Raw genomic sequence first — 19,263 nt, 5'->3', positions numbered from 1 at the left:
GCTCGCCGACAGCCCGAACCGGATCGGCGCATCCTAACTCCGCCGCGATACCGCTGAACACGACGAGAAAACCATCCCGGCTACCAGGCGGCTACCAGCCAACCATCAGCGCCCCGGATGGTGCCCCGCAGGCGGCTGCACAAGCCCGGGTCCGCCCCGGTGCGCCGTCTGGTTGAAGCCCTTGGCCGGCTGCGGCAGAGCATCAACACACTTCTGCGAACACGCGTTGACCAGCAGCGGCAGAATGTCCGCACCCGAAGTCCACAACGAGATCCAGACCTGGCGCAGGTTCGCGCCGTCGACCGCCTGGTCGCACACACTGCACGTGCGGATCGTCGTGGCGCCCCAGACCCCGGGGTCGAGATCCCCGAAGTCCACATCGCGCGCCGCGACCGGATCGGCCAGCTGCGGAAAGTGCCGGCGGTACTTGTAGTTCCCGTAGATCCACCGGGTGCTGACCGTGCTTCGCCGCAGGTTGCGGCAGCGCGTGATCTCGTACGGAAACCAGTGCAGCCGCTGCGAGGTGTACGGGCTGAACTCCTCCAAGCTCTCCATGGCGCCGATCTCCGGCGGGATGCGCACCAGGTTGCTGCCGTAGAGCACCAGGTGCTTCACCGCGGTCAGCTCGGCGATCGTCGGCGGCAGCGTGACGATCTGACGCCGCTGCTCCGCGGTGAGCTCGACGAGCGGCTTGAACTCCTCGCGTCCGTCCGCCGCCGCCTCCTCGATCAGTTCCAGGAGCCGGATCCACCCCGGTGCGTCAGTGTCCTGATGCTCGGCATGGAACGCGGTCGGCTTCTGCTGACCGGTCTCCGTCTGCCCGAAGCAACGGCAGTAGTCCCGAGCCGGGCCGTCCCCGGCGGGACCGACCGCGTCGGCCCAGCGATTCCCGAACACCCTCGGCGGCTTCTCCTCGGTCATCTGCTCACTCTAAAAGGGATCCCGAGATGGCGTCGAACACCATCTCGGGATCAGCTGTGCCGCATGCCGCATCACGCGGCGTCGTATGACGGTTCCAGGTTCTGTCTGCTTTCTGTCGGAGCGGCGAACTCGCCGCGCGTATTGGAAGCCCGCAGCGCGATGACCCCAGCCGCCACCAGACACAGCGCGCTGACCAGCAGCGCCCGCTGGAATCCGCCGGTCAGCGCCGCCGGCGCCGAGGCGTGCGCCGCCAGCAGGTGGCTCGTCCGGCTGGTCGCGATGCCGCTGAACACCGCCAGTCCGAGTGCCGACCCGAGCTGGAACGAGGCCGTGATCAGCGCCGCGGCCAGGCCGGCCTGGTCCGCCGGGACGCCGGCGTTGGCGGCCGTCTGCACGCCGGCGTACAGCAGCCCGAGCCCGAGTCCCATCACCACCAGCGGCGTGAGCAGGTTGCCGAGGTAGGTGCCGTCCACCGGGATGCGCGACAGCCACAGGATGCCGCCGGCGGCGAGCAGGGCGCCGGAGACGATGATCGGGCGGGTGCCGGTGCGGATGAACATCTTCGTCGCCAGCGTCGAGCCGAAGCCGATGCCGACGCTCACCGGCACGTATGCCAGCCCGGACCGAAGTTGGGAGTAGCCCAGGACGTTCTGCATATACAGGGTGACGAAGAAGAACATCGAGTAGAACCCGGCCCACGCGATCACCTGCGTGGCGTCGGCCGCCGCCAGCCCCCTGATCCGGAAGATCGACAGCGGCACCAGCGGATGCGCGCGCCGCTGCTCGTTCACCACGAACGCGGCCATCAGCATCGCCGACGCGGCCAGCCCGCCGATCGTGCGGCCCGCGCTCCAGCCCGCGTCCGGGGCCTTCACCACCGTGAAGATCAGCAGCAGCATCCCGGCGGTGGCCAGCAGCGCGCCGACCGCGTCGAAACCGCTCGGCGCGCGGCCCGGCGCGCTGCTGGCCACCGACCGGCTGTGGTCGTCCTCCAGGATCCGGAACGCCCCGAACAGCACGAGCGCGCAGATCGGGACGCTCACGAAGAACACCCACCTCCAGCCGAACTCCTGCGTGAGCACCCCGCCGACGAGCAACCCGACCGCCGAGGCCATCCCGCTGATCCCGGCCCACAGCCCCAGCGCCTTGTGCCGGTCGGCGCCCTGGAACGTGGTGGTCAGGATCGACAGCGCGGCCGGGGACATCATCGCCGCCCCGAACCCCTGCGCGAGCCGCGCCCCGACCAGCAGCCCCTGATCGTCGGCCAACCCGCAGGCCAGCGAGGACGCTGCGAACAGCACCGTCCCGGCGACCAGCAGCCGACGCCGCCCCAACAGGTCCGCGGCCCGACCGCCGAGCAGCAGGAACCCGCCGTAGGTGATCAGATACCCGCTGACCACCCACTGCAGGTTCTGCACCGAGAACCCCAGGTGCGTCCGGATGGTCGGCAGCGCGACGTTCACGATCGCGCCGTCCATGACGTCCAGGAACGTCACCGCGCACAGCAGTGCCAGCGTGACCTTCCCGCGCCTGGTCGCCAGGAACGACCCCGGCGGCGGCGCCGTCGACGTATTCACAGCGCCGCTCACGACCCGGGCACTTCCATCACGGGGCCGACCTCGACCCCGCCGCCGACCCGCAGCACCGGGGAGCTCTTGGCCAGCGCCAGCGCCGAGGCCAGGTCCTCGGCCGACACCACCGAGTAGGCGATCATCCGGGAGTCGCCGCCGCCGACCTGGCCGGCCGAGGCGTAGTCGGTCACCGCGTTGCCGATGTCGACCAGGGCCGGGCCCAGCGCGCCGAACCAGGCTTGCCACTCGGCGGTCGTCCCGGCCTCCGGCTGGTAGTCGGAGGGCACCCGGAAGGAGAAGACGTAGTTGGTCATGATCCGTGTTCCTGTTCTGCGTCCGCGGGGCGCGTCCCGGGCTGGAACGGCCTCCAACCAGGTGGACGCCGCCGCTTCCGCGGATTGGGCGCCGCGCCGCCGCCCAATTCGCGGGCCCGGCGGCGTCCGTATGGGTAAGCGGGCCGAACGCGCCCCGCGGAAAGAAGAAAAGCGAGGATGCATGCCGATGGAGACGGACACGGAGATCAATACGGAGACGGGCACAGCGGACCTGATCGCCCGAGCCCGCGCCGGCGACCACAACGCGTTCCGCGACCTGGTCCAGGACCACTCCCACGAACTGCAGGTGCACTGCTACCGCATCCTGGGATCCCTACAGGACGCCGAGGACGCACTCCAGGAGACCCTCGTGGCCGCCTGGCGTAACCTCGGCGAGTTCGGCCAGCGCTCCTCGGTCCGCACCTGGCTCTACAAGATCGCGACCAACCGCTGCCTGAGCATGCTGCGCGCCGACAGCCGGCGTCCCCGCATCGCCGCGCCGCACGAGCCCGTCGCCACCCTGCCCGACCCCACCGGCGCCGGCGACGCCCCGCCCTGGCTGGAGCCCTACCCCGACGTCCTGCTCGACCACCTCGTGGACCAGCGCCCAGGACCGGAAGCCCGCTACGAGACCACCGAGGCCATCTCCCTGGCCTTCATCACCGCCCTGCAACTGCTGCCTCCGCGCCAACGCGCCGCGCTCGTGCTCCGCGACGTCCTGGGCTACCACGCCGCCGAGGTCGCCCAGATGCTCGACACCACGCAGGAAGCCGTCAGCAGCGCCCTCAAACGCGCCCGCGCCACGGTCGACAACCACCTCGCCGACTCCGGAGGACTGGACGGTCACAGCGACCCGGACGGCCTCGGCAGCCCCGACAACCCCGGCGCCCCCGGCCACCGCCCCGCGCGCAAACCCGACAGCGCCGCCGAACACCGGCTCGTCGCCCGCTTCACCGACGCCCTGGAACGCGGCGACATCAACGCCCTGATCGACCTGTTCGTCACCGACGTGCGACTCTCCATGCCCCCGGCCATGCTGGAGTACCGCGGCATCGAATCCGCCCGGCGCATCCTCGCCGCCGCCGCGTTCCGCCCCGGCCGCACCTACCGCGTGGTGCCCACGCGCGCGAACGGCCAGCCCGCCTTCGGCCTGTACCTGCCGGACCCGCACGCCGGCGTCTTCCACGCCTACTGCTTCCTGGTCGTCACCGCCGACAGCGACCGCATCACCGCCATCACCAGCTTCACCACGGAGGTCATGACCCGCTTCGGGCTGCCCCGGACGCTCCCCGAGGGAGAGGGCTGAATCGGGCACCGGTCCAGCGAGCGCCAATCCATCAGGCATCAATCCACCGGGCACCAATCCAGGACGCCGGTCGGCGACGAATACCTGGCAAGGAATCGTCGCCGAAAGGACTCATCCGTGGAGCAGTCCCTGGACACCCCTGCCGTCACCCGCAGCGCCGGGCCGAGCGAATCCGCACCTCTGGCTGCAGTGGCCGCGGGCGTGGGGCGGGGCGGCCCGGTCCGAGCCAAGGTGGCCGAATGGTTGTTCCGCTCCGCGACCGCCAAGCTGCCGCTGCTGGTCCGCTACCCGGACGGCCGGACCGAGGGAGCGGGTCACCACCGCTCCCGGGCCACGCCCGTCATGGTCCTCCACGACCCCCGCAGCTTCTTCCGCCGCCTCGGCGCGTCCCGCCTGATCGGCTTCGGCGAGTCCTACCAGGCCGGCGAGTGGGACAGCCCCGAGCTCGCGGAACTGCTCACCGTCTTCGCCGCCGAGCTCCCCCGGCTCGTCCCCGCCCCGCTCCAGACCCTCCGCCGTGCCTTCGACCAGCGCCGGCCCCGCAGCGAGGCGAACTCCCCGCGCGGCGCGCGCCGCAACATCGAGCGCCACTACGACCTGTCCGACGAGCTGTTCGCGCTGTTCCTCGACGAGACCATGACCTATTCCGCGGCGCTGTTCCAGCACGACGCCCTCGGCCTGCCGGTCGGCGGGTTCGACGTCCTCGCCGAGGCCCAGTGCCGCAAGCTCGACCGGCTCCTGGACCGGTGCGGCGTCGGCGACCGGACCCGGCTGCTGGAGATCGGGAGCGGCTGGGGCAGCCTGGCGCTGCGCGCGGCCTCGCGCGGCGCCAGGGTGACGACGATCACGCTGTCGTCGAACCAGCAGGACACGGTCCGCCGCCGTGCCGCCGCCGCGGGCCTGGGCGACCTGGTCGACGTCCGCCTGATGGACTACCGGGACGCCCGGGGGCAGTACGACGCGGTGGTCAGCGTGGAGATGATCGAGGCCGTCGGCCGCGAACACTGGCCGGCCTATTTCAGTGCCCTGCGCCGGCTGACCGCCCCCGGCGGGCGGATCGGGCTGCAGGCCATCACCATGCCGCACCAGCGTATGCTGGCAGCGGCGGGCAGCCAGACCTGGATCACCAAGCACATCTTCCCAGGCGGCATCATCCCGTCGCGGGCCGCAATCCGTTCGGAGTCACAGACCGCCGGCCTGCACCAGCTCCACGAGTTCGCGTTCGGCAGCGACTACGCCCACACCCTGCGGCTGTGGCGGGACCGCTTCGCCGAGAGGCGGGAAAGCGTCGCGGCACTCGGCTTCGACGAGACCTTCCGCCGAACGTGGGAGCTGTACCTGGCCTACTCCGAGGCCGGGTTCGCCGCAGGCTACCTCGACGTCCACCAGATGGTGTTCGGCATCGACTGAACATCGGAACCGAAACGGAGGACTTCGCCATGAGAGTCCAGCGCACGATCAGAGTCAACCGCCCCCAGGAGACCGTGGTCGCCTACCTCGCCGACTTCGGCAACGCCGTGCAGTGGGATCCGGGCACCATGAGCTGCCTGCGGACCGACCAGGGCCCCGTCCGCGTGGGCTCCACCTGGCGGAACGTGTCGGACTTCAACGACCGGATCAGCGAGCTGGACTACCGCCTGGAACGGATGGAACCGACCCGCCTGACCTTCGTCGGCCGCAACAAGCAGGCCACCACGACCGACGACCTCCGGTTCGCCACCGACGGCGACACGACCACGATCACCTACGACGCGGAGATCCGGTTCAACGGCGTGCTGAAGCTGGCCGGGCCGTTTCTGCGGAGCAACTTCGAGAAGTTGGCGGACGAGGTCGAGACGTCGCTGGCCGCTGTTCTCGAAACGCTGTAGGCAGTAGCTCGAAACGCCGGAAGCAGTAGCCGGCCCAGCCGCCTACTGCGTCTGCCGTACATCGCACAGCCTGCCTCCACACGACGACTTCGCGCACGTCACCGCGGCAGCAGCCGCAACGTGGCGGCACGAGCGGTCGGCGCGACCATCGGATCGACGTAGGCCGCACCGTAGCGCTGGTACTTGGTGCGATAGGCAGCATCGACCCGGTCGTTGACGTCGGTGTCCGGCACCACGGCGAAGGTGACGTCCGCATCGACCCCGCCGGCGCTGACATGCCCCTGCGGCCTCGCAGCCGCGGCACGGTACCAAGCACTGCCGTCGCCCTTGTAGGAGCGGACGTACAAGTCGTCGCCATCGCGCACGACCCAGATCGGCGTCGGATTCCGCAACGTGCCGTCGGCGCGCGCAGGCTGGATGGTCAGCTCGTCTGCGGCGCCGACACGGTCGAGCTGGTCATCGGTCCAAGTGGTCATGTCGTCCTCCTCCCAGCATGATCATCACTGAGCGCGAGAGGGCGCCAGCCGAGCAGGTCCTTCCGGTCGGCTCCCGGCCCTCCTAACCGCAACCGATCCTCCCCGCCGCCGCGACAAGCCGGTCCACCAACTCCCGCGGCGCCGCGTCCGTCCAGGCCACGGCGAGCTCCACCGGCTCCAGATCAGTCACCGGCACCAGCGCCACGCCCGGGCACACCGCCCACTCCGCCATCGCTCGCGGCGCGAACCACACTCCGTGCCCGCGCCGTACCTGCGTCAGGCAGTCCTCCAGCGTCTGCACCACCGGTCCGCGTACCGCCGGGCGGCCGTCCGGGCGCGGGTCCGCGATGCGGTGCGCCTGCACGGCCGGGGAGCCGAAGGCGTCCACGATCACCACCGGGTCCTCCGACAGCTCCGCCAGCGTCACCGATGCCGCGCCCGCGAGCCGGTGCGCCTCGGCGAGCAGCACCGCCCGGGCGTCGTTGCGGAACGTGGCCGTACGTAGCTCCGCGTCGCCGGTCGGCAGCCACAGCAGGGCCGCGTCGGACGTGCCCGCGTGCAGCTCGGCCATCGCCTCGACCGGTCGCAGGACCGTGCGGACCTCCACCTCGATGCCCGGGTGCTCGGCCTCGATCGTGTTCGCCAGCTCGATCGCGAGCTGCGTCGTCGGATGCGACGCCGTCGCCACCCGCAGGCGCCCGACCCGGCCGGCCGCCGCCGCGCGGACCGCGGCGTACAGCGACTCGGCGTCGTCCATGAGGGTGCGGCCGCTGGCGGTCAGCTGCTCGCCGGCCGCCGTCAGCCGCACCCCGCGCGAGGTCCGGACCAGCAGCGTGGCGCCGAGCGTGCGCTCCAGGTTCTGGATCTGCTGCGACAGCGTCTGCTGCGTGACGTGCAGCCGCGCCGCCGCCCGGGAGATGCTCGACTCCTGTGCCACGACCAGGAACGACCGCAGGTTGCGCAGGCTGATGTCGTCGATCACACGCCGACGATAGCCGCCGGGGTGTGATGAACGACGGGTCGAGCTCCCACCGTACCGATCAGAACATCGCGCCGTTGGCCCGCACCGTCTGCCCCGAGACCCACCCCGCCTCGTCGCTGACCAGCCACCCCACCACCGGCGCCACGTCCGAGGGCAGCCCGAGTCGCCCGCGCGGGCTGTGGTGCGCCGCCGCGGCCATCGACTCCGGCGTCTCAGCATGCTGGTAGAAGTCGTCGTCGATCGGCCCCGGCGCCACGGCGTTCACCGTCACGCCCCGCGCGCCGAGCTCCTTCGACACCGCCAGCACCATCCGCTCCACAGCCGCCTTCGACCCCGAGTACAAGCCGTACGGCCCGGTCATGATCGACGTCAGCGTCGTCGACAGCACCACGTACCGGCCGTTGTCGGCGATGTGCCGGGCCGTAGCGCGCAGCGTGTTGAACGCCGAGCGGGTGTTGAGATCGATCAGGTGGTCGAAGTCGGCGTCGGTGAACTCCACCAGCGGCTTCTTCATCACCGCACCCGGGGTGTGCACGACGATGTCGAGCTTGCCGTGCCGCGCCACGACACCTTCGAACAGCGCGTTCACATCATCTGACCGCCGCGCGTCGGACCGGATCGCCTCGGTCGTGACGCCGTGCTTGTCCAGAGCCACCAGCGTCTGCTGCGCCGCCGCGTCGTCGTTGGCGTACGTGATGACCGTGGTCGCTCCGCGCGCCGCGATGTTCTCGGCGAACGCCGCGCCCTGGTTCCGGCTGCCGCCGATGATCAGGGCGACCTTGCCCTGGAGGTCCCGCCGCACTTCCGACATCGCAATGTCCTTCCATCGTCATTGTTATCAGGGCCCGTGGTCCGAGCGCCTTGATCGATGGTGGCAGCGGCCGGAGCCGGTCCGGAAGCAGAAAGTCCTGGTGACGGCCACAAGCGAATCTTGTGGCCGGACACCGGGTGTTGCCGTCCTCAGCCTCGCCGCACGCCGTTCAGCGGCAGCCACTCCTCGAATCGGGTGGCGGCCAACTGCGCGCCCTCACCGGGCAGCAGCGTGTCCTTCTGCAGCAACACGCCCCAGTAGAGCGCGTCCGGGTCGGTCACGACCGTGCGCGGGTCCCCGCGGAACGCCAACGCCGTCCGGATCAGCTCGTCCAAGCCGAGCGCTTCGGGCCCGCCGATCTCGACGATGCCGTTCACCGGCACGCCGACGGCGACACGCGCCACGCCCGCGGCCACGTCCTCGGAGGCCATCGGCTGGATCAGCGCGTCCGACAGCCGGACGGTGTCACCATGCGTGGCCTCGTCGGCGAGGCTCCCCACGAACTCGAAGAACTGCGTCGCATGCACGATCGAGTAGGGCCGGCCCGCGTCCTCGATGAGCTTCTCCTGCACCTGCTTGGCCCGGAAGTAGCCGCTGTCGCCGAGGCGGTCGGTGCCGACCACCGAGAGCGCCACATGGTGCCCGACACCCGCCTTGGCCTCGGCCGCGAGGAGGTTGGTGGTGGAGGTGCGGAAGAACTCCATCACCGGGTCGTCGGCGAACGACGGCGAGTTGGACACGTCCACGACCACGTCAGCACCGGTCAGCACCTCGTCCAGACCCTCGCCGGTGAGCGTGTCGACCCCGGTGTTCGGCGCGGCCGGCACCGCCTCGTGGCCGTGCTCCCGCAGCTTGCCCACGAGCTTCGACCCGACCAGGCCGGTCCCGCCGATGACCACGATCTTCATGATGGTGCCCTTCCGTCCGCGTCCCGGCCGGTCCGGGACGTCGTCATCAGCTCAGACCGGGTAGCCTCGGGATCTGTGACACGGCGCCGGGTTGATCGGCATCACAGGCCCCGGCCGCACCTCGCTTCACACCCGGAACAGCCGTGACGCGACCCGGACAGAATCGGACAGGTACGAAGTGACGGATTCCGACCTGGACCAGGCGGCAGCGGTCTTCACCACCGTGCGGCCCCGCCTGTTCGGCATCGCGTACCGCATGCTCGGCAGCGCCACCGAGGCCGAGGACGTGGTGCAGGAGACCTGGCTGCGGTGGCAGACCTGCGACCGGGACGCGGTCCGCGACCCCGCCGCGTTCCTGGCGACCGCCACGACCCGCCTGGCCATCAACGAGCTCCAGTCGGCACGGTCCCGGCGCGAGACCTACATCGGCCCGTGGCTGCCCGAACCGGTCGACACCAGCGCGGACCCGTACCTGGGCGCCGAGCGCGGCGAGGCGCTGCGACTCGCGGCCCTGCTGCTGATGGAGAAGCTCACCCCCAACGAGCGCGCCGCCTACGTCCTGCGGGAAGCGTTCGACTATTCGTATCCTGAGATCGCCGACATCCTGCGATCCACCGACGCCGCCGTCCGCCAGCTGGTCAGCCGCGCGCGAAAGCACATGGCGGGCGAACGCCGCGCCCCGGCTTCAACAAGCGCACAACGCGACCTGCTGACCAAGTTCATCGCGGCGGCCCGCTCCGGCGAGATGGCGGCACTGGAGCAGCTTTTCGCGACCGGCGTCACCAGCCTGGCCGACGGCAACGGCCGCTACCAGGTCTCCCGCCGGCCGGTGGTGGGCGCGGTGGCGGTGGCCCGGTTCCTCGCGGCGATGTCGTGGTTCTGGGACGACGTCGACGTGCGATGGGCGAACGTGAACGGGCAGACCTGCGCCGTCCTTTCCAGCGGCGGCGCCGTGTACGGCCTGCTCGGGATCACCGCGTCGGCCGAGGGCATCGAGCAGATCCTGTGGATGGTCAACCCCGAGAAGCTGCGACTCAGCTCACTGTGAAGCTGAACTTGTACGGCTCCTGTATCGGCATGTTGTCGCCGGGGTTCGCGCTGGCCACGTTCGCCACGGTCACCGCATACGTCCCCGCCGGCAATGCGGCGGACGGCGTCCAGGTCAGGACTCCGGACGCGGTCTTGGCCGTCGTTCCGGCCACGGCGGTCCCATTGTCGGTTACCGCGACCGACCCGGAGTAGTCGCTGCCGGTGGGCGTGATGTCCTGCGCGAACGCGACGGACACGGCCGAGGGCGCGGCCCCTGACGCCCCGCTGCTCGGCGTGGTCGAGACAACAAGCGGATCGCGCCAGTACTCGGGTGCCTTCTGGCTGTCCGGCACCGATGGATCCGACCAGTCCGTCGCGGTGTCGTCGACGAGCATCGTCCCGGTGGTGCCGCCGTTCACCACGACGTCCCGGTTGGTGACGCCGGTGATGCTGCCCCAGTTCTCGACGGTGTTCCAGTTGCCGCGGGTGAACTTGTACTGCAAGTCGGTACCGTCGGTCACGGTGATCGTGGCCTGCCAAATCCCGTTGCCCTCGTTGGTCATCGGGACCTTGCCGGGGTCCCAGCCGCCGAGTTGCGAGACGGCTCCGACGATGTGGAGCAACGCGTCGGACGGCGTGCCGGCGGGGGCCTTGGTGCGGAAGGTGACGGTGACCGGGCCCGGCGCGCGATCCACCGTGGCGGACGCGGTCTCGGCCTGGCCGCTCCCGGCGTCCGTGTAGTCCACCTTTGCAACGACCGCCTCGACGGTCCCGTTCTGGAGGTGCGTCGGCGCGGTCACCGTCCACGTGGTCGTCGTCGCGTTCGACAGCGAGCCGAGGGACTGGCTGCCCGAGGGGGTGACGGTCCAGCCGCTCGGCACGCTCAGCGTGGCCTGCGCGTCCGACACGGATCCGGGGCCCTCGTTGGTCGTCACCGCGGTCACCGTCGTCGGCACACCGGCCGAGAAGGTGATGTCGGCGGAGGTGAGGGCGACGTTCACGGCCGCGGGCTCGGCCGCCTGGACCGTGTGGCCTCCGATTTCCGTGACCGTGACGCTGTGCCGGACCGAGGACTTCGGCAGCGCCACGGCGATCGTGTGCGAGACGCCGTCATAAGACCACTGCGACGCGGCCAGCGGCCTGCCGTCGACGAGTACTGATTGCGGCTGGGAAACGCCGGCCAGGTCGACGGTATAGCCGCGCGTCGTGGGCGCGCCCGGGTAACTGCCGTCGGCCGCCCCGATGGTCACCGTCGCCACGTCGCCGTGAGTCCGGGTGCTGATTCGGGTGGTCGTGCTCTGGCCCTTGGTGTAGCCCAGGCCGGTGCCCGCGTCCTGGTAGAGCGAGAAGCTACCGTCCGCCCCGGCGTAGACCTTCAGCGTCAGCGGCGCCGAGTTCGCGGTCTGTGCCTGACCGGTCGACGGTTGCAGCGGCACGATCCCGCCGGCCTTGACGAACACCGGCTCGCGGTCGAGGGGAACCTCAAGGGTCTGCGACGACGGTCCGGTGAACGTGGCGCCGGTGAAGTAGTCGGTCCAGCGGCCCGGCGGGAACCACACGGTGGTCTTGGCGACCTGGCCGGGCGTGGTGACCGGCGCGACGAGCATGTCGTCGCCGAACAGGTACTCGCCGGGGTTCGTGTAGGCCGCCGCCTGGTCGGGGTAGTCCAGGTAGAGCGCCTTGGCCATCGGCAGGCCGGTCGTGTTCGCCTGGTGCGACAGGGTGTAGGTGTAGGGCACCAGCGACTCGCGCAGCTGGAGGTACTTGTCGCCGGCCGCCGCGGTCGGGGCGTCGTACTCCCAGGGCAGCCGCGAGTTCTGGCTGATGTCCGAGTGCAGCCGCATGATCGGCTGGAAGGCGCCGAGGCCGAGCCAACGCAGGTAGAGGTCGTTCGGATCGTTCTTGGCCCGCGACGGCGTGCCCAGGAAGCTGCCGATGTCGTCGCTGACGTACGACTGGCCGATGCTGCCCTCGTCCTGGGCCAGCTGCGCCTCGGAGGCGAGGGTGTTCCAGGTGCCCCAGGTGTCACCGGTGAACGCCAGCGTCGAGGTGTGGTCGGCCCACGCGCCGGTGTCGTACGCGCCGGCCTGGTCCTTCTGGTACGAGGCGCCGAGCCGGGAGAGCACGAAGCCGCGCTGGCCGGTGTTCAGCATCTGCTGCGCGTACAGGTGGTTGATCCAGCTGTCGGGCGTGACGCCGGGAGAGGAGACGGAGCTGCCGTCACAGCACCAGTCCAGCCAGGTGAACCCCGCGCCGGCGTTCTGGATCGGCTGCGAGAGCGCGAAGTACGCCTCGGCCTGCGCGACGTTGCTCCAGTCGAAGCCGTCGCAGGTCCCCGGTGCGAAACAGCTGCCCGGTGTCAGGGTGTTGCCGGCGATGCTCTGCGCCTCGGCGTATTCGGGGTCTGCGGTGTTCACGCTGGCGTGGATGTTGAACGCGGTCAACAGGTTCTGGGACTTGGCCCAGGACAGGAACCCGGCCGGATCCGCGAACAGCGAGGGGTTGAACTCCCAGCCGTCCCACTGGTTCGGGGCCTTCCAGTCCGTGTCCACCGACAGCGCGTCGAGCGAGACGCCGTTCGCCTTGGCCGTGGGCAGGATCGTGTTCTGATAGTCGGTGGACGCGTAGGGGTAGTAGCGGGAGAACCAGTTGCCGAACAGGTTCTCCGGGAGCATCGGGGTCGGGCCGGTGAGCTTCGCCAGATCGGCGAGGGCGGTCTTGTAGTCCGTGCCGTAGCCGAACAGGTAGCCGTCCTCGACGTCGCCGTTGGCGGGACGCGGCGCGATCCAGCCGTTCGCGGCCCAGACGTCCGACCGGGTGTCGTCCAGCAGGTACCAGCCGGAGCGGTCCAGCAGGCCCGGGGCCTCGGACGGGATCGCGGCGGTGCAGGTGGCGTCGCTCTGGCCGCTGGCGCAGGTGGTGCCCAGGGCGTAGGTGCCGTTCGCCGAGTCGTAGGAGCGGATGGAGCCGCCGAGCGGGTCGGCCGGGGTGAACGGCTGCGCGGTGGTGCCCGGTGCGGTGACGGCGATGTCGTCGATGTTGATGTTGCAGCTGTCGGCGGTGCCGCAGTTCACTGCGACGGTGCTGGTGCCCGGGGCGGGGGCGGTGGCGGTGCCGGGGGCGGGGCGGCTGCCGGGGGCGGTGCCGCTGCCAGGGGCGGTGCCGCTGCCCGGGGCGGTGCCGCTGCCAGGGGTGCTGCCGGTGCCGGGGGCGGCGGTCAGGGTCGCCGGAACGGTGACGGTCGACCAGTCGTTCCACGACGGTGTGGCCGGCAGCGTCAGCTGGGTGGTGGCGCCGTCGACCACGAGGCTCATCGTGCGGGAGGCGCTGTTGCCGTTGCTGTACCGGACGGTGACTTGCGCGGCCCCGGCCGGAGCGCCCAGCACCTGCCACGCGGCGCCCGCGCCGGCGGTGCCGTATCCGCTGATGAAGCCGGCGCTGCTGACGTAGCCGGTGTGATCGGCGCGCGCGATCGTCGCCGCGCCGGACTCGGCGGCCGCACCGGACTGGCAGACCTGGCCGAAGGTGCACTCTCCGGTCCACGTCGGGGTCGCGGCCGTGGTGCCGTTCGCGGATGCGCGCGACAGCCGGACTTGCGTGTTGGCCGTGCTGAACGGCCCGGAGCCGACCTTGTAGCGCAGGACCATCGTGTCAGTGCTCAGAGTCAGCCAGCCCTGGCGCGTGTCGGCATGGAAACGCGGCACCGGGAGGTTGCGATAGAGCACGTCGAAGCTCGGATCGTCGAGGAACGTGCCGCTCGGCGAGTACTCCATCCGGATCACGCCGTCGGTGAGCACTTCGAACCGGGCGTCGCCGGACGTCACGGTCGCCCGGCGGGCCGCGACGGCGGCAGCCTTGTCGACCGGCGTCGACAGGTTCACCGGTGAGGTGTCCGTCGTCGCGGCGGCAGTCGTGGAAGAGACCTTGGAAGCTGTGGAAGAGGCCTGCGACGCCGGGGCGGCCAGGGTGAGCGCCGTGACCGCGAGCGTCGTCGTGCACAGGGCGGCGACCGGCCGCCACAGCCGGGATGATCTTCCTTGACGATTCACCGGGTGACCTTCCTGGCGATCCAGGGATGGGAGGCAGCGCGATCAGCATCGAGAGCCCTCCCATTTTTGTCAATCCTTCAGCAAAAGACCGATATTTTGTCGAACCGTCGACGGAACCCCGGATCAGGTCGGGCCCCACCGGTAGGTGCCGACCGATACCTCCGATGTCCGTGTCGGATGAATCCGCAAGATCGCGAGTCGATTGGACAGGTATTGCAGTGTTTTGCGACCTGTCGAAAACATTTCGTTAAGGAGATTGCGCTGATGTCTATTGACTGGCGGGAGTCGGCTCTCTAGACCGGATCTCAGACTCGCGCAGCCGAGCGGCGCGCCGGAATGAGGCGGAGGCGACATGTTGGCGTATACGAAGATCAGGGCCCTCATGATGGTCGGCGTGATGGTCGCGTCCTCCGCTGCGGGGTTCCCGGTGAATCGCGGCCAGGGCGATCTCCTCGCGCCGCCGATGGGGTGGAGCAGCTGGAGCTCGCTGCGGGAGCACATCAGCGCGTCGATCATCGAGGCGCAGGCCGACGCGATGCACGCCTCGTTGCAGCGCTACGGATACCAGTATGTGAACATCGACGCCGGGTGGTTCAGCGGGGTCGACGAGTACGGTCGCCAGACCTGGGATCCGACTCGCTTCCCCGGCGGGATCTCGGCGGTGGCGGCGTACGTGCACCGGCTCGGGCTCAAACTCGGCATCTACCTCACGCCGGGCATCCCCGCCGAGGCGGTGGCAGCGAACTCCCCGATCCTCGGGACGCCGTACCACATATCAGACATCGCCGACACCTCGGTGCCGGGCAACACGGCGGGACAGGGCGCGGCGCGGATCGACTTCAGCAAGCCGGGCGCGGCAGCGTACGTGCAGTCGCAGGCGGACCTGCTCGCGTCGTGGGGCGTGGACTACCTCAAGATGGACTTCGTCGGCCCCGGCGGCGGCCGGGTCCAGGCCGACGACCGGCCGGACATGGCGGCCTGGCACGCGGCGATCGCGAAGACGGGCCGTCCCCTCCATCTGGAGCTGTCCAACTCGCTCAACTTCGCGGACGCCGCGACCTGGGCGCGGGACAGCAACGGCTGGCGGATCGAATCCGACATCGAGTGCTACAGCAGGTGCCCAGGCCAGCTCACCAACTGGGGGCAGGTGCTCAAGCGGTTCACCGACGCGCCGAAGTGGGTGCCCTTCGCAGGGCCCGGACACTGGAACGACCTCGACTCACTGGAGGTCGGCGGCGGGACGCTGGACGGGCTCACCGCCGATGAGAAACAGACCATGGCGACACTGTGGTCGATCGAGTCGGCGCCGTTGCTGCTCGGCGTGGACCTGACCAAGCTCGATCCGGCGGATCTGCCGCTGATCACCAACCGCGACGTCATCGCCGTGGACCAGGCGGGTCGGCCCGCGCATCCGGTGTCACAGGCGACGCCACAGCAGGTGTGGTTCACGCGGAACGCCGGGCGGGGCGGGCACGACTTCACGGTCGCGCTGTTCAACCTCGGGGATACGGCGTCGTCCGTCACCGCGAACTGGAGTGATCTGGGGCTGCCGGCCGGGAGCGCGGCCATGGTGCGGGATCTGTGGCAGCACACGAATATCGGTCGGAAGATCGGCGGCTTCACCGCGACGCTCGCGCCGCATGCCTCGATGCTGCTCGACGTCAGGGGAGTCGGGTGATGCGTGGCAGAGCTCTGCGAGGCTTGCAGATCACGGGCGCTGCGGTTGTTTCATCGCTTGTGCTGCTGCCTTTTGGCGCAAGCGGCGGCCCCCTGGCCCAGGTCGCCGGTCGAGGTGGTGAGCGCAGATGGCGGACGCGGCCACGGCCACGTCGTGGTACCGCCGGCCGGCGCGGATGTGCTGACGGTGCCGGTGCGCGAGGGGCATGACGACCTGATCGAGCCGGTCTCGGCCCCGACGACCGGTGAGTCGTACGCGCCGATCACGGGCACTGCGGGGAGGGGGTACATGGTGCTCGGTCTGGTCTTCATCGGGCTGGCGCCGCGGACGGGGGGCGGTGGCGACGGGACAGACAGGGCAGACAGCACGGACGCGGGAGGTTGCTTGGCGAGGCTCGGCGGTCCTGCTCGATGTGGGTGCTGATGGCAGGCGCGGTACTGCTTGACGGCGGTGCGTTGGCGGGTGTGCGGTTGGTCTGTGGTTTACAGGCAATTTTACGGCTTCGCCTAAGCTTCGCGTTTAACGTTGTGGACGGTTTTGTCACTCGTGGTGGGGAGTGACAGGGAGCGGCCATCGCGTGATCTTCAAGGAAGAGGTAGCAACTCTCCTGGAGGTCGCGATGGCCGCTGTTGTCAGCCAACCGCAGAGGGACGGCTCGTGCCAGGGTGAACTTCGCCGGTTCCGTGGTGAGGCTTTCGACAGTTTCACCCGGTGGAGTGATGCGCTGTGGGAGCTGGTCGACGGGCTGTGTCAGCCGGTGGCCGTGGACGGGATAGCGCATCTGTCGCTGGCGGCTTTGGCGATGCGCGGGCACGGCAGCGGCTATGCCGCGCTGGCCCGGGGCGCCATTGATGACAGGCAGCTGCGTGACGTGCTGGCCGGGCATCGCCCGGCGACGTGGCGGCCGGATTTCGCGGTGGACTGCTCGACCTGGGCCCGCTGTGACGCCGAGTGCTCCCCGGGCCGGGGGTTCTACCACCACCCGTCCCGGCACTCGGCCGGGCAGCCGATCGTGGCCGGCTGGTGCTTCTCCTGGCTGGCCGGGCTCTCGCAGGATCCGGATTCCTGGACCGCGCCGCTGGACGTGGTGCGGGTCCAGGTCGGCGACAACGCCAACACGGTGGCCGTGGCTCAAATCAAGGCCCTGCTGCCTAGGCTGGACCGGCTCGAACCCTCGACGCCGGCGCCGCTGTTCGCGTTCGACGGCGGCTACGACCCGGTGCAGCTGACCGTCGGTCTGGCCGGATCCGGCGCGCAGGTCCTGGTCCGGGTCAAGTCCAACCGGGTGTTCTTCGGCCGGCCGGGACCCGGGACCGGTCGTGGGCGTCCGCGCCGGCATGGGGATCGGTTCGCCTTGGCCGACCCGGCAACCTGGCACGCCCCGGACGCCGAACACGCCGTCTTGGACCCGGTCTATGGCAGCGTGCAGGTCACGGCCTGGCGCGGAATGCATCCCAAGCAGGACACCTACCGCGACCCCGGCGAGGCGATGACGATCGTGGAGGGCACCGTGGTCCGCGTCCAGGTCGGCCGGCTGCCGGGACGCCGTGACCGGGAACCGAAAACCCTGTGGCTGTGGCATGCCGCCGATGACGACGACCTGGATCTGGACCGGTGGTGGCGGACCTACCTTCGACGATTCGACATCGAGCACACGCTGCGGTTCGCCAAGCAGTCGCTGGGTTGGACGACACCCAAGCTCCGGACCCCCGAACAAGCCGACCGGTGGACCTGGCTGGTGGTCCTGGCGCTCACGCAGTTGCGACTCGCGCGGCCGTTGGTCGCCGACCACCGACTGCCCTGGCAACGCCCCCAAACGACAGCCCGGATGACACCGGGCAGAGTCCGACAGGGTTTCGGGCACCTGCTCCACCGAACCGGAACACCGGCCAGCTACCCGAAACCCTCCCGGCCCGGCCCGGCCCGGGACGCCCTCAAGGCAGCCGCTCAGCACCAGCCCCGAAACACCCCGCCATGAAGAAGTCCGACGTCAAGCCCCCTCAAGAACGAACCCGACGTTAAATACGAAGCTAAGGCGAAGCCGTAAAAGTCGCCTGTCCCCCACAGACCAACCGCACCCGCCCTCACGCCGGAGGCCGCTCGTCCAGCACTTGGCGCAGCTTGCCGGTCCGGGGGTTCGTGACCAGCTCGCCCCGGGGGACCCACTCGATGGCGAGTTCGTGGATCACGCCGTCTGCTGCGTAGATCGGGTAGTCGGGGCGGGCGGCGTGGACCGCGTCGAGGAGGCGCTGGGTCAGGTCCGGTGGGGGTTGCTCGGTGTAGCCGAGGCGGAGGATCAGGCCGTCGCGGCCGTCCCAGCGGCGCTGGATCATTTGCATGCCGGTCATGAAGTGGTCGGGGTCGGCCGCTATCAGGGCTGCGCGGACGTCTTCGGTTGGCATCGCTATTGTGCCGACGCGGGCGCCTTCGATGGAGCGGCCGACGAGGCGGAAGTGGCGGCGGTCGGGGTCGGCCCATTCGGCGCGGTCGCCGACCGGGTAGCGGATGATGGGCATCAGGGTTCTGAAGAGGTTGGTGACCAGGAGGCGGCCTGGGGTGCCTGCGGCGGTGATGGGTTCGCCGGTCTCGTCGTCGACGATCTCGACCAGGGTGCGGTTTGCGAACTCCTCGTGTACGCGGACGTCGGGGCCTGGGACCGGGGCGGCGACCAGGCCGGCGTCGACGGAGGCCAGGCCGATCGAGTTCACTGTCGCCTTCGGGAAGGCGCGCGCGAGGATCGGCCGGAGGTCGTCGAACATCAGGTCGCCGGCGAACAGGACCAGCTCCACCGAGTCGGCGTCCTGGCCGCGCTTGAGCACGCACTCGGCGACGGCGCTCAGCTTCATCGGCTCGCCGACCAGTACCTGGATCTGGAAGTTGGCGATCAGCTCGGCGATCGCCTCGTCGGGCGTGGCGGAGCCGACCGGGAAGCGCACGTTCTCCACCGGCGAGGCGTGCAGTCCGTGCTCCATGAACAGCATCCCGCTGTAGAGCTCGCCGGAGGCCATCAGGTTCGCCACGCGGTGTCCCGGCTTCAGCCCGGCCCGCACCATCCCGGCGCCGAACGCCGTCACCGCGTCGGCGTGCTCGCCGCGCGTCCAGGGCGAGAACTTCGGAGCCCCGGTGGTCCCGCCGGTCTTGTAGACGCCAGCGTCGGTGAGTGGCCCGGTCAGCAGAGTGTTCTCCGGCCACCGGTTCGCTGCCCAGAAGGCGGCCTGGTCGACGACCGGGAGCTGGGTGATGTGCGAGATCGTGGCCGGGACGTCCTTGTACGCCTCCGCGTAGAACGGCGAGTGCTTCCGGGCGAAGTCGACCAGTTCCTGCAACGATTTCTGAGGCATCGCAATCTC

15 protein-coding genes are annotated in these 19,263 nt (G+C 70.1%); 6 read left to right on the top strand and 9 right to left on the bottom strand.

Features of this window, described 5'->3' with window-relative positions; all coding sequences use genetic code 11:
- Positions 1-105: 105 nt before the first annotated feature.
- The 3 genes from ABH920_RS25165 to ABH920_RS25155 form a co-directional block, all read right to left on the bottom strand.
- Positions 106-921: a leucine-rich repeat domain-containing protein gene (locus ABH920_RS25165; protein WP_370351579.1), complete on the bottom strand. Its 816-nt coding sequence runs from the start codon at positions 919-921 to the stop codon at positions 106-108.
- A gap of 71 nt (positions 922-992) precedes the next feature.
- Complete coding sequence (locus tag ABH920_RS25160) at positions 993-2,510, bottom strand: MFS transporter (protein WP_370351578.1); 1,518 nt, start codon at positions 2,508-2,510, stop codon at positions 993-995.
- Positions 2,507-2,806, bottom strand: coding sequence for a hypothetical protein (locus ABH920_RS25155; RefSeq protein ID WP_370351577.1), 300 nt, complete (start codon positions 2,804-2,806; stop codon positions 2,507-2,509). Before ABH920_RS25155 ends, ABH920_RS25160 begins: the two co-directional genes overlap by 4 nt.
- A 181-nt stretch (positions 2,807-2,987) precedes the next feature.
- Here ABH920_RS25155 and ABH920_RS25150 point away from each other — a divergent pair, with 181 nt between their 5' ends.
- The 3 genes from ABH920_RS25150 to ABH920_RS25140 all read left to right on the top strand — a co-directional run bounded on the left by ABH920_RS25150 (position 2,988) and on the right by ABH920_RS25140 (position 5,980).
- On the top strand, positions 2,988-4,112 hold the full coding sequence (locus tag ABH920_RS25150) for a sigma-70 family RNA polymerase sigma factor (RefSeq protein WP_370351576.1): 1,125 nt from the start codon (positions 2,988-2,990) through the stop codon (positions 4,110-4,112).
- Positions 4,113-4,229: 117 nt separating this feature from the next.
- On the top strand, positions 4,230-5,522 hold the full coding sequence (locus tag ABH920_RS25145; protein ID WP_370351575.1) for a class I SAM-dependent methyltransferase: 1,293 nt from the start codon (positions 4,230-4,232) through the stop codon (positions 5,520-5,522).
- 29 nt (positions 5,523-5,551) lie between these two features.
- Entirely contained in the window at positions 5,552-5,980 is a 429-nt protein-coding gene (locus ABH920_RS25140; RefSeq protein ID WP_370351574.1) for an SRPBCC family protein, read from the top strand.
- A gap of 98 nt (positions 5,981-6,078) precedes the next feature.
- Here ABH920_RS25140 and ABH920_RS25135 read toward each other — a convergent pair whose 3' ends face one another.
- The 4 genes from ABH920_RS25135 to ABH920_RS25120 form a co-directional block, all read right to left on the bottom strand.
- A complete protein-coding gene (locus ABH920_RS25135) occupies positions 6,079-6,456 on the bottom strand; it encodes a DUF2255 family protein (RefSeq protein WP_370351573.1) in 378 nt (125 codons plus the stop codon).
- 82 nt (positions 6,457-6,538) lie between these two features.
- Positions 6,539-7,438, bottom strand: a complete 900-nt coding sequence (locus ABH920_RS25130; RefSeq protein ID WP_370351572.1) for a LysR family transcriptional regulator — start codon at positions 7,436-7,438, stop codon at positions 6,539-6,541.
- A gap of 58 nt (positions 7,439-7,496) precedes the next feature.
- Positions 7,497-8,249 (bottom strand): SDR family oxidoreductase, encoded by a 753-nt coding sequence (locus ABH920_RS25125; RefSeq protein ID WP_370351571.1) that lies wholly within the window; start codon positions 8,247-8,249, stop codon positions 7,497-7,499.
- A gap of 149 nt (positions 8,250-8,398) precedes the next feature.
- Positions 8,399-9,157, bottom strand: a complete 759-nt coding sequence (locus ABH920_RS25120; protein ID WP_370351570.1) for an SDR family oxidoreductase — start codon at positions 9,155-9,157, stop codon at positions 8,399-8,401.
- 178 nt (positions 9,158-9,335) lie between these two features.
- Here ABH920_RS25120 and ABH920_RS25115 point away from each other — a divergent pair, with 178 nt between their 5' ends.
- Positions 9,336-10,205, top strand: a complete 870-nt coding sequence (locus ABH920_RS25115) for an RNA polymerase sigma-70 factor (RefSeq protein ID WP_370351569.1) — start codon at positions 9,336-9,338, stop codon at positions 10,203-10,205.
- Here ABH920_RS25115 and ABH920_RS25110 read toward each other — a convergent pair.
- Positions 10,192-14,235: a TIM-barrel domain-containing protein gene (locus ABH920_RS25110; protein WP_370351568.1), complete on the bottom strand. Its 4,044-nt coding sequence runs from the start codon at positions 14,233-14,235 to the stop codon at positions 10,192-10,194. The genes ABH920_RS25115 and ABH920_RS25110 overlap by 14 nt on opposite strands.
- A 352-nt stretch (positions 14,236-14,587) precedes the next feature.
- Between ABH920_RS25110 and ABH920_RS25105 the strand changes: the two genes are divergently transcribed.
- Together ABH920_RS25105 and ABH920_RS25100 are read left to right on the top strand one after the other, a co-directional pair.
- Positions 14,588-15,913, top strand: a complete 1,326-nt coding sequence (locus ABH920_RS25105) for a glycoside hydrolase family 27 protein (RefSeq protein ID WP_370351567.1) — start codon at positions 14,588-14,590, stop codon at positions 15,911-15,913.
- A 577-nt stretch (positions 15,914-16,490) separates the two neighbouring features.
- Positions 16,491-17,891 carry an NF041680 family putative transposase gene (locus ABH920_RS25100; RefSeq protein WP_370351566.1) on the top strand — a complete coding sequence of 467 codons (1,401 nt, stop codon included), beginning with the start codon at positions 16,491-16,493 and terminating at the stop codon, positions 17,889-17,891.
- A 106-nt stretch (positions 17,892-17,997) separates the two neighbouring features.
- Here the strand turns inward: ABH920_RS25100 and ABH920_RS25095 are convergent, their stop codons facing one another.
- The gene (locus ABH920_RS25095) at positions 17,998-19,254 is read right to left on the bottom strand and encodes a phenylacetate--CoA ligase family protein (RefSeq protein ID WP_370351565.1); all 1,257 of its coding nucleotides are present in this window, start codon (positions 19,252-19,254) and stop codon (positions 17,998-18,000) included.
- Positions 19,255-19,263: the final 9 nt, after the last annotated feature.

Source organism: Catenulispora sp. EB89 (genome assembly GCF_041261445.1).
In the GTDB taxonomy this organism is placed as follows: domain Bacteria; phylum Actinomycetota; class Actinomycetes; order Streptomycetales; family Catenulisporaceae; genus Catenulispora.
The sequence above is the reverse complement of the archived record's forward strand: the minus strand, read 5'-3'. Positions and strand labels throughout refer to the sequence as shown.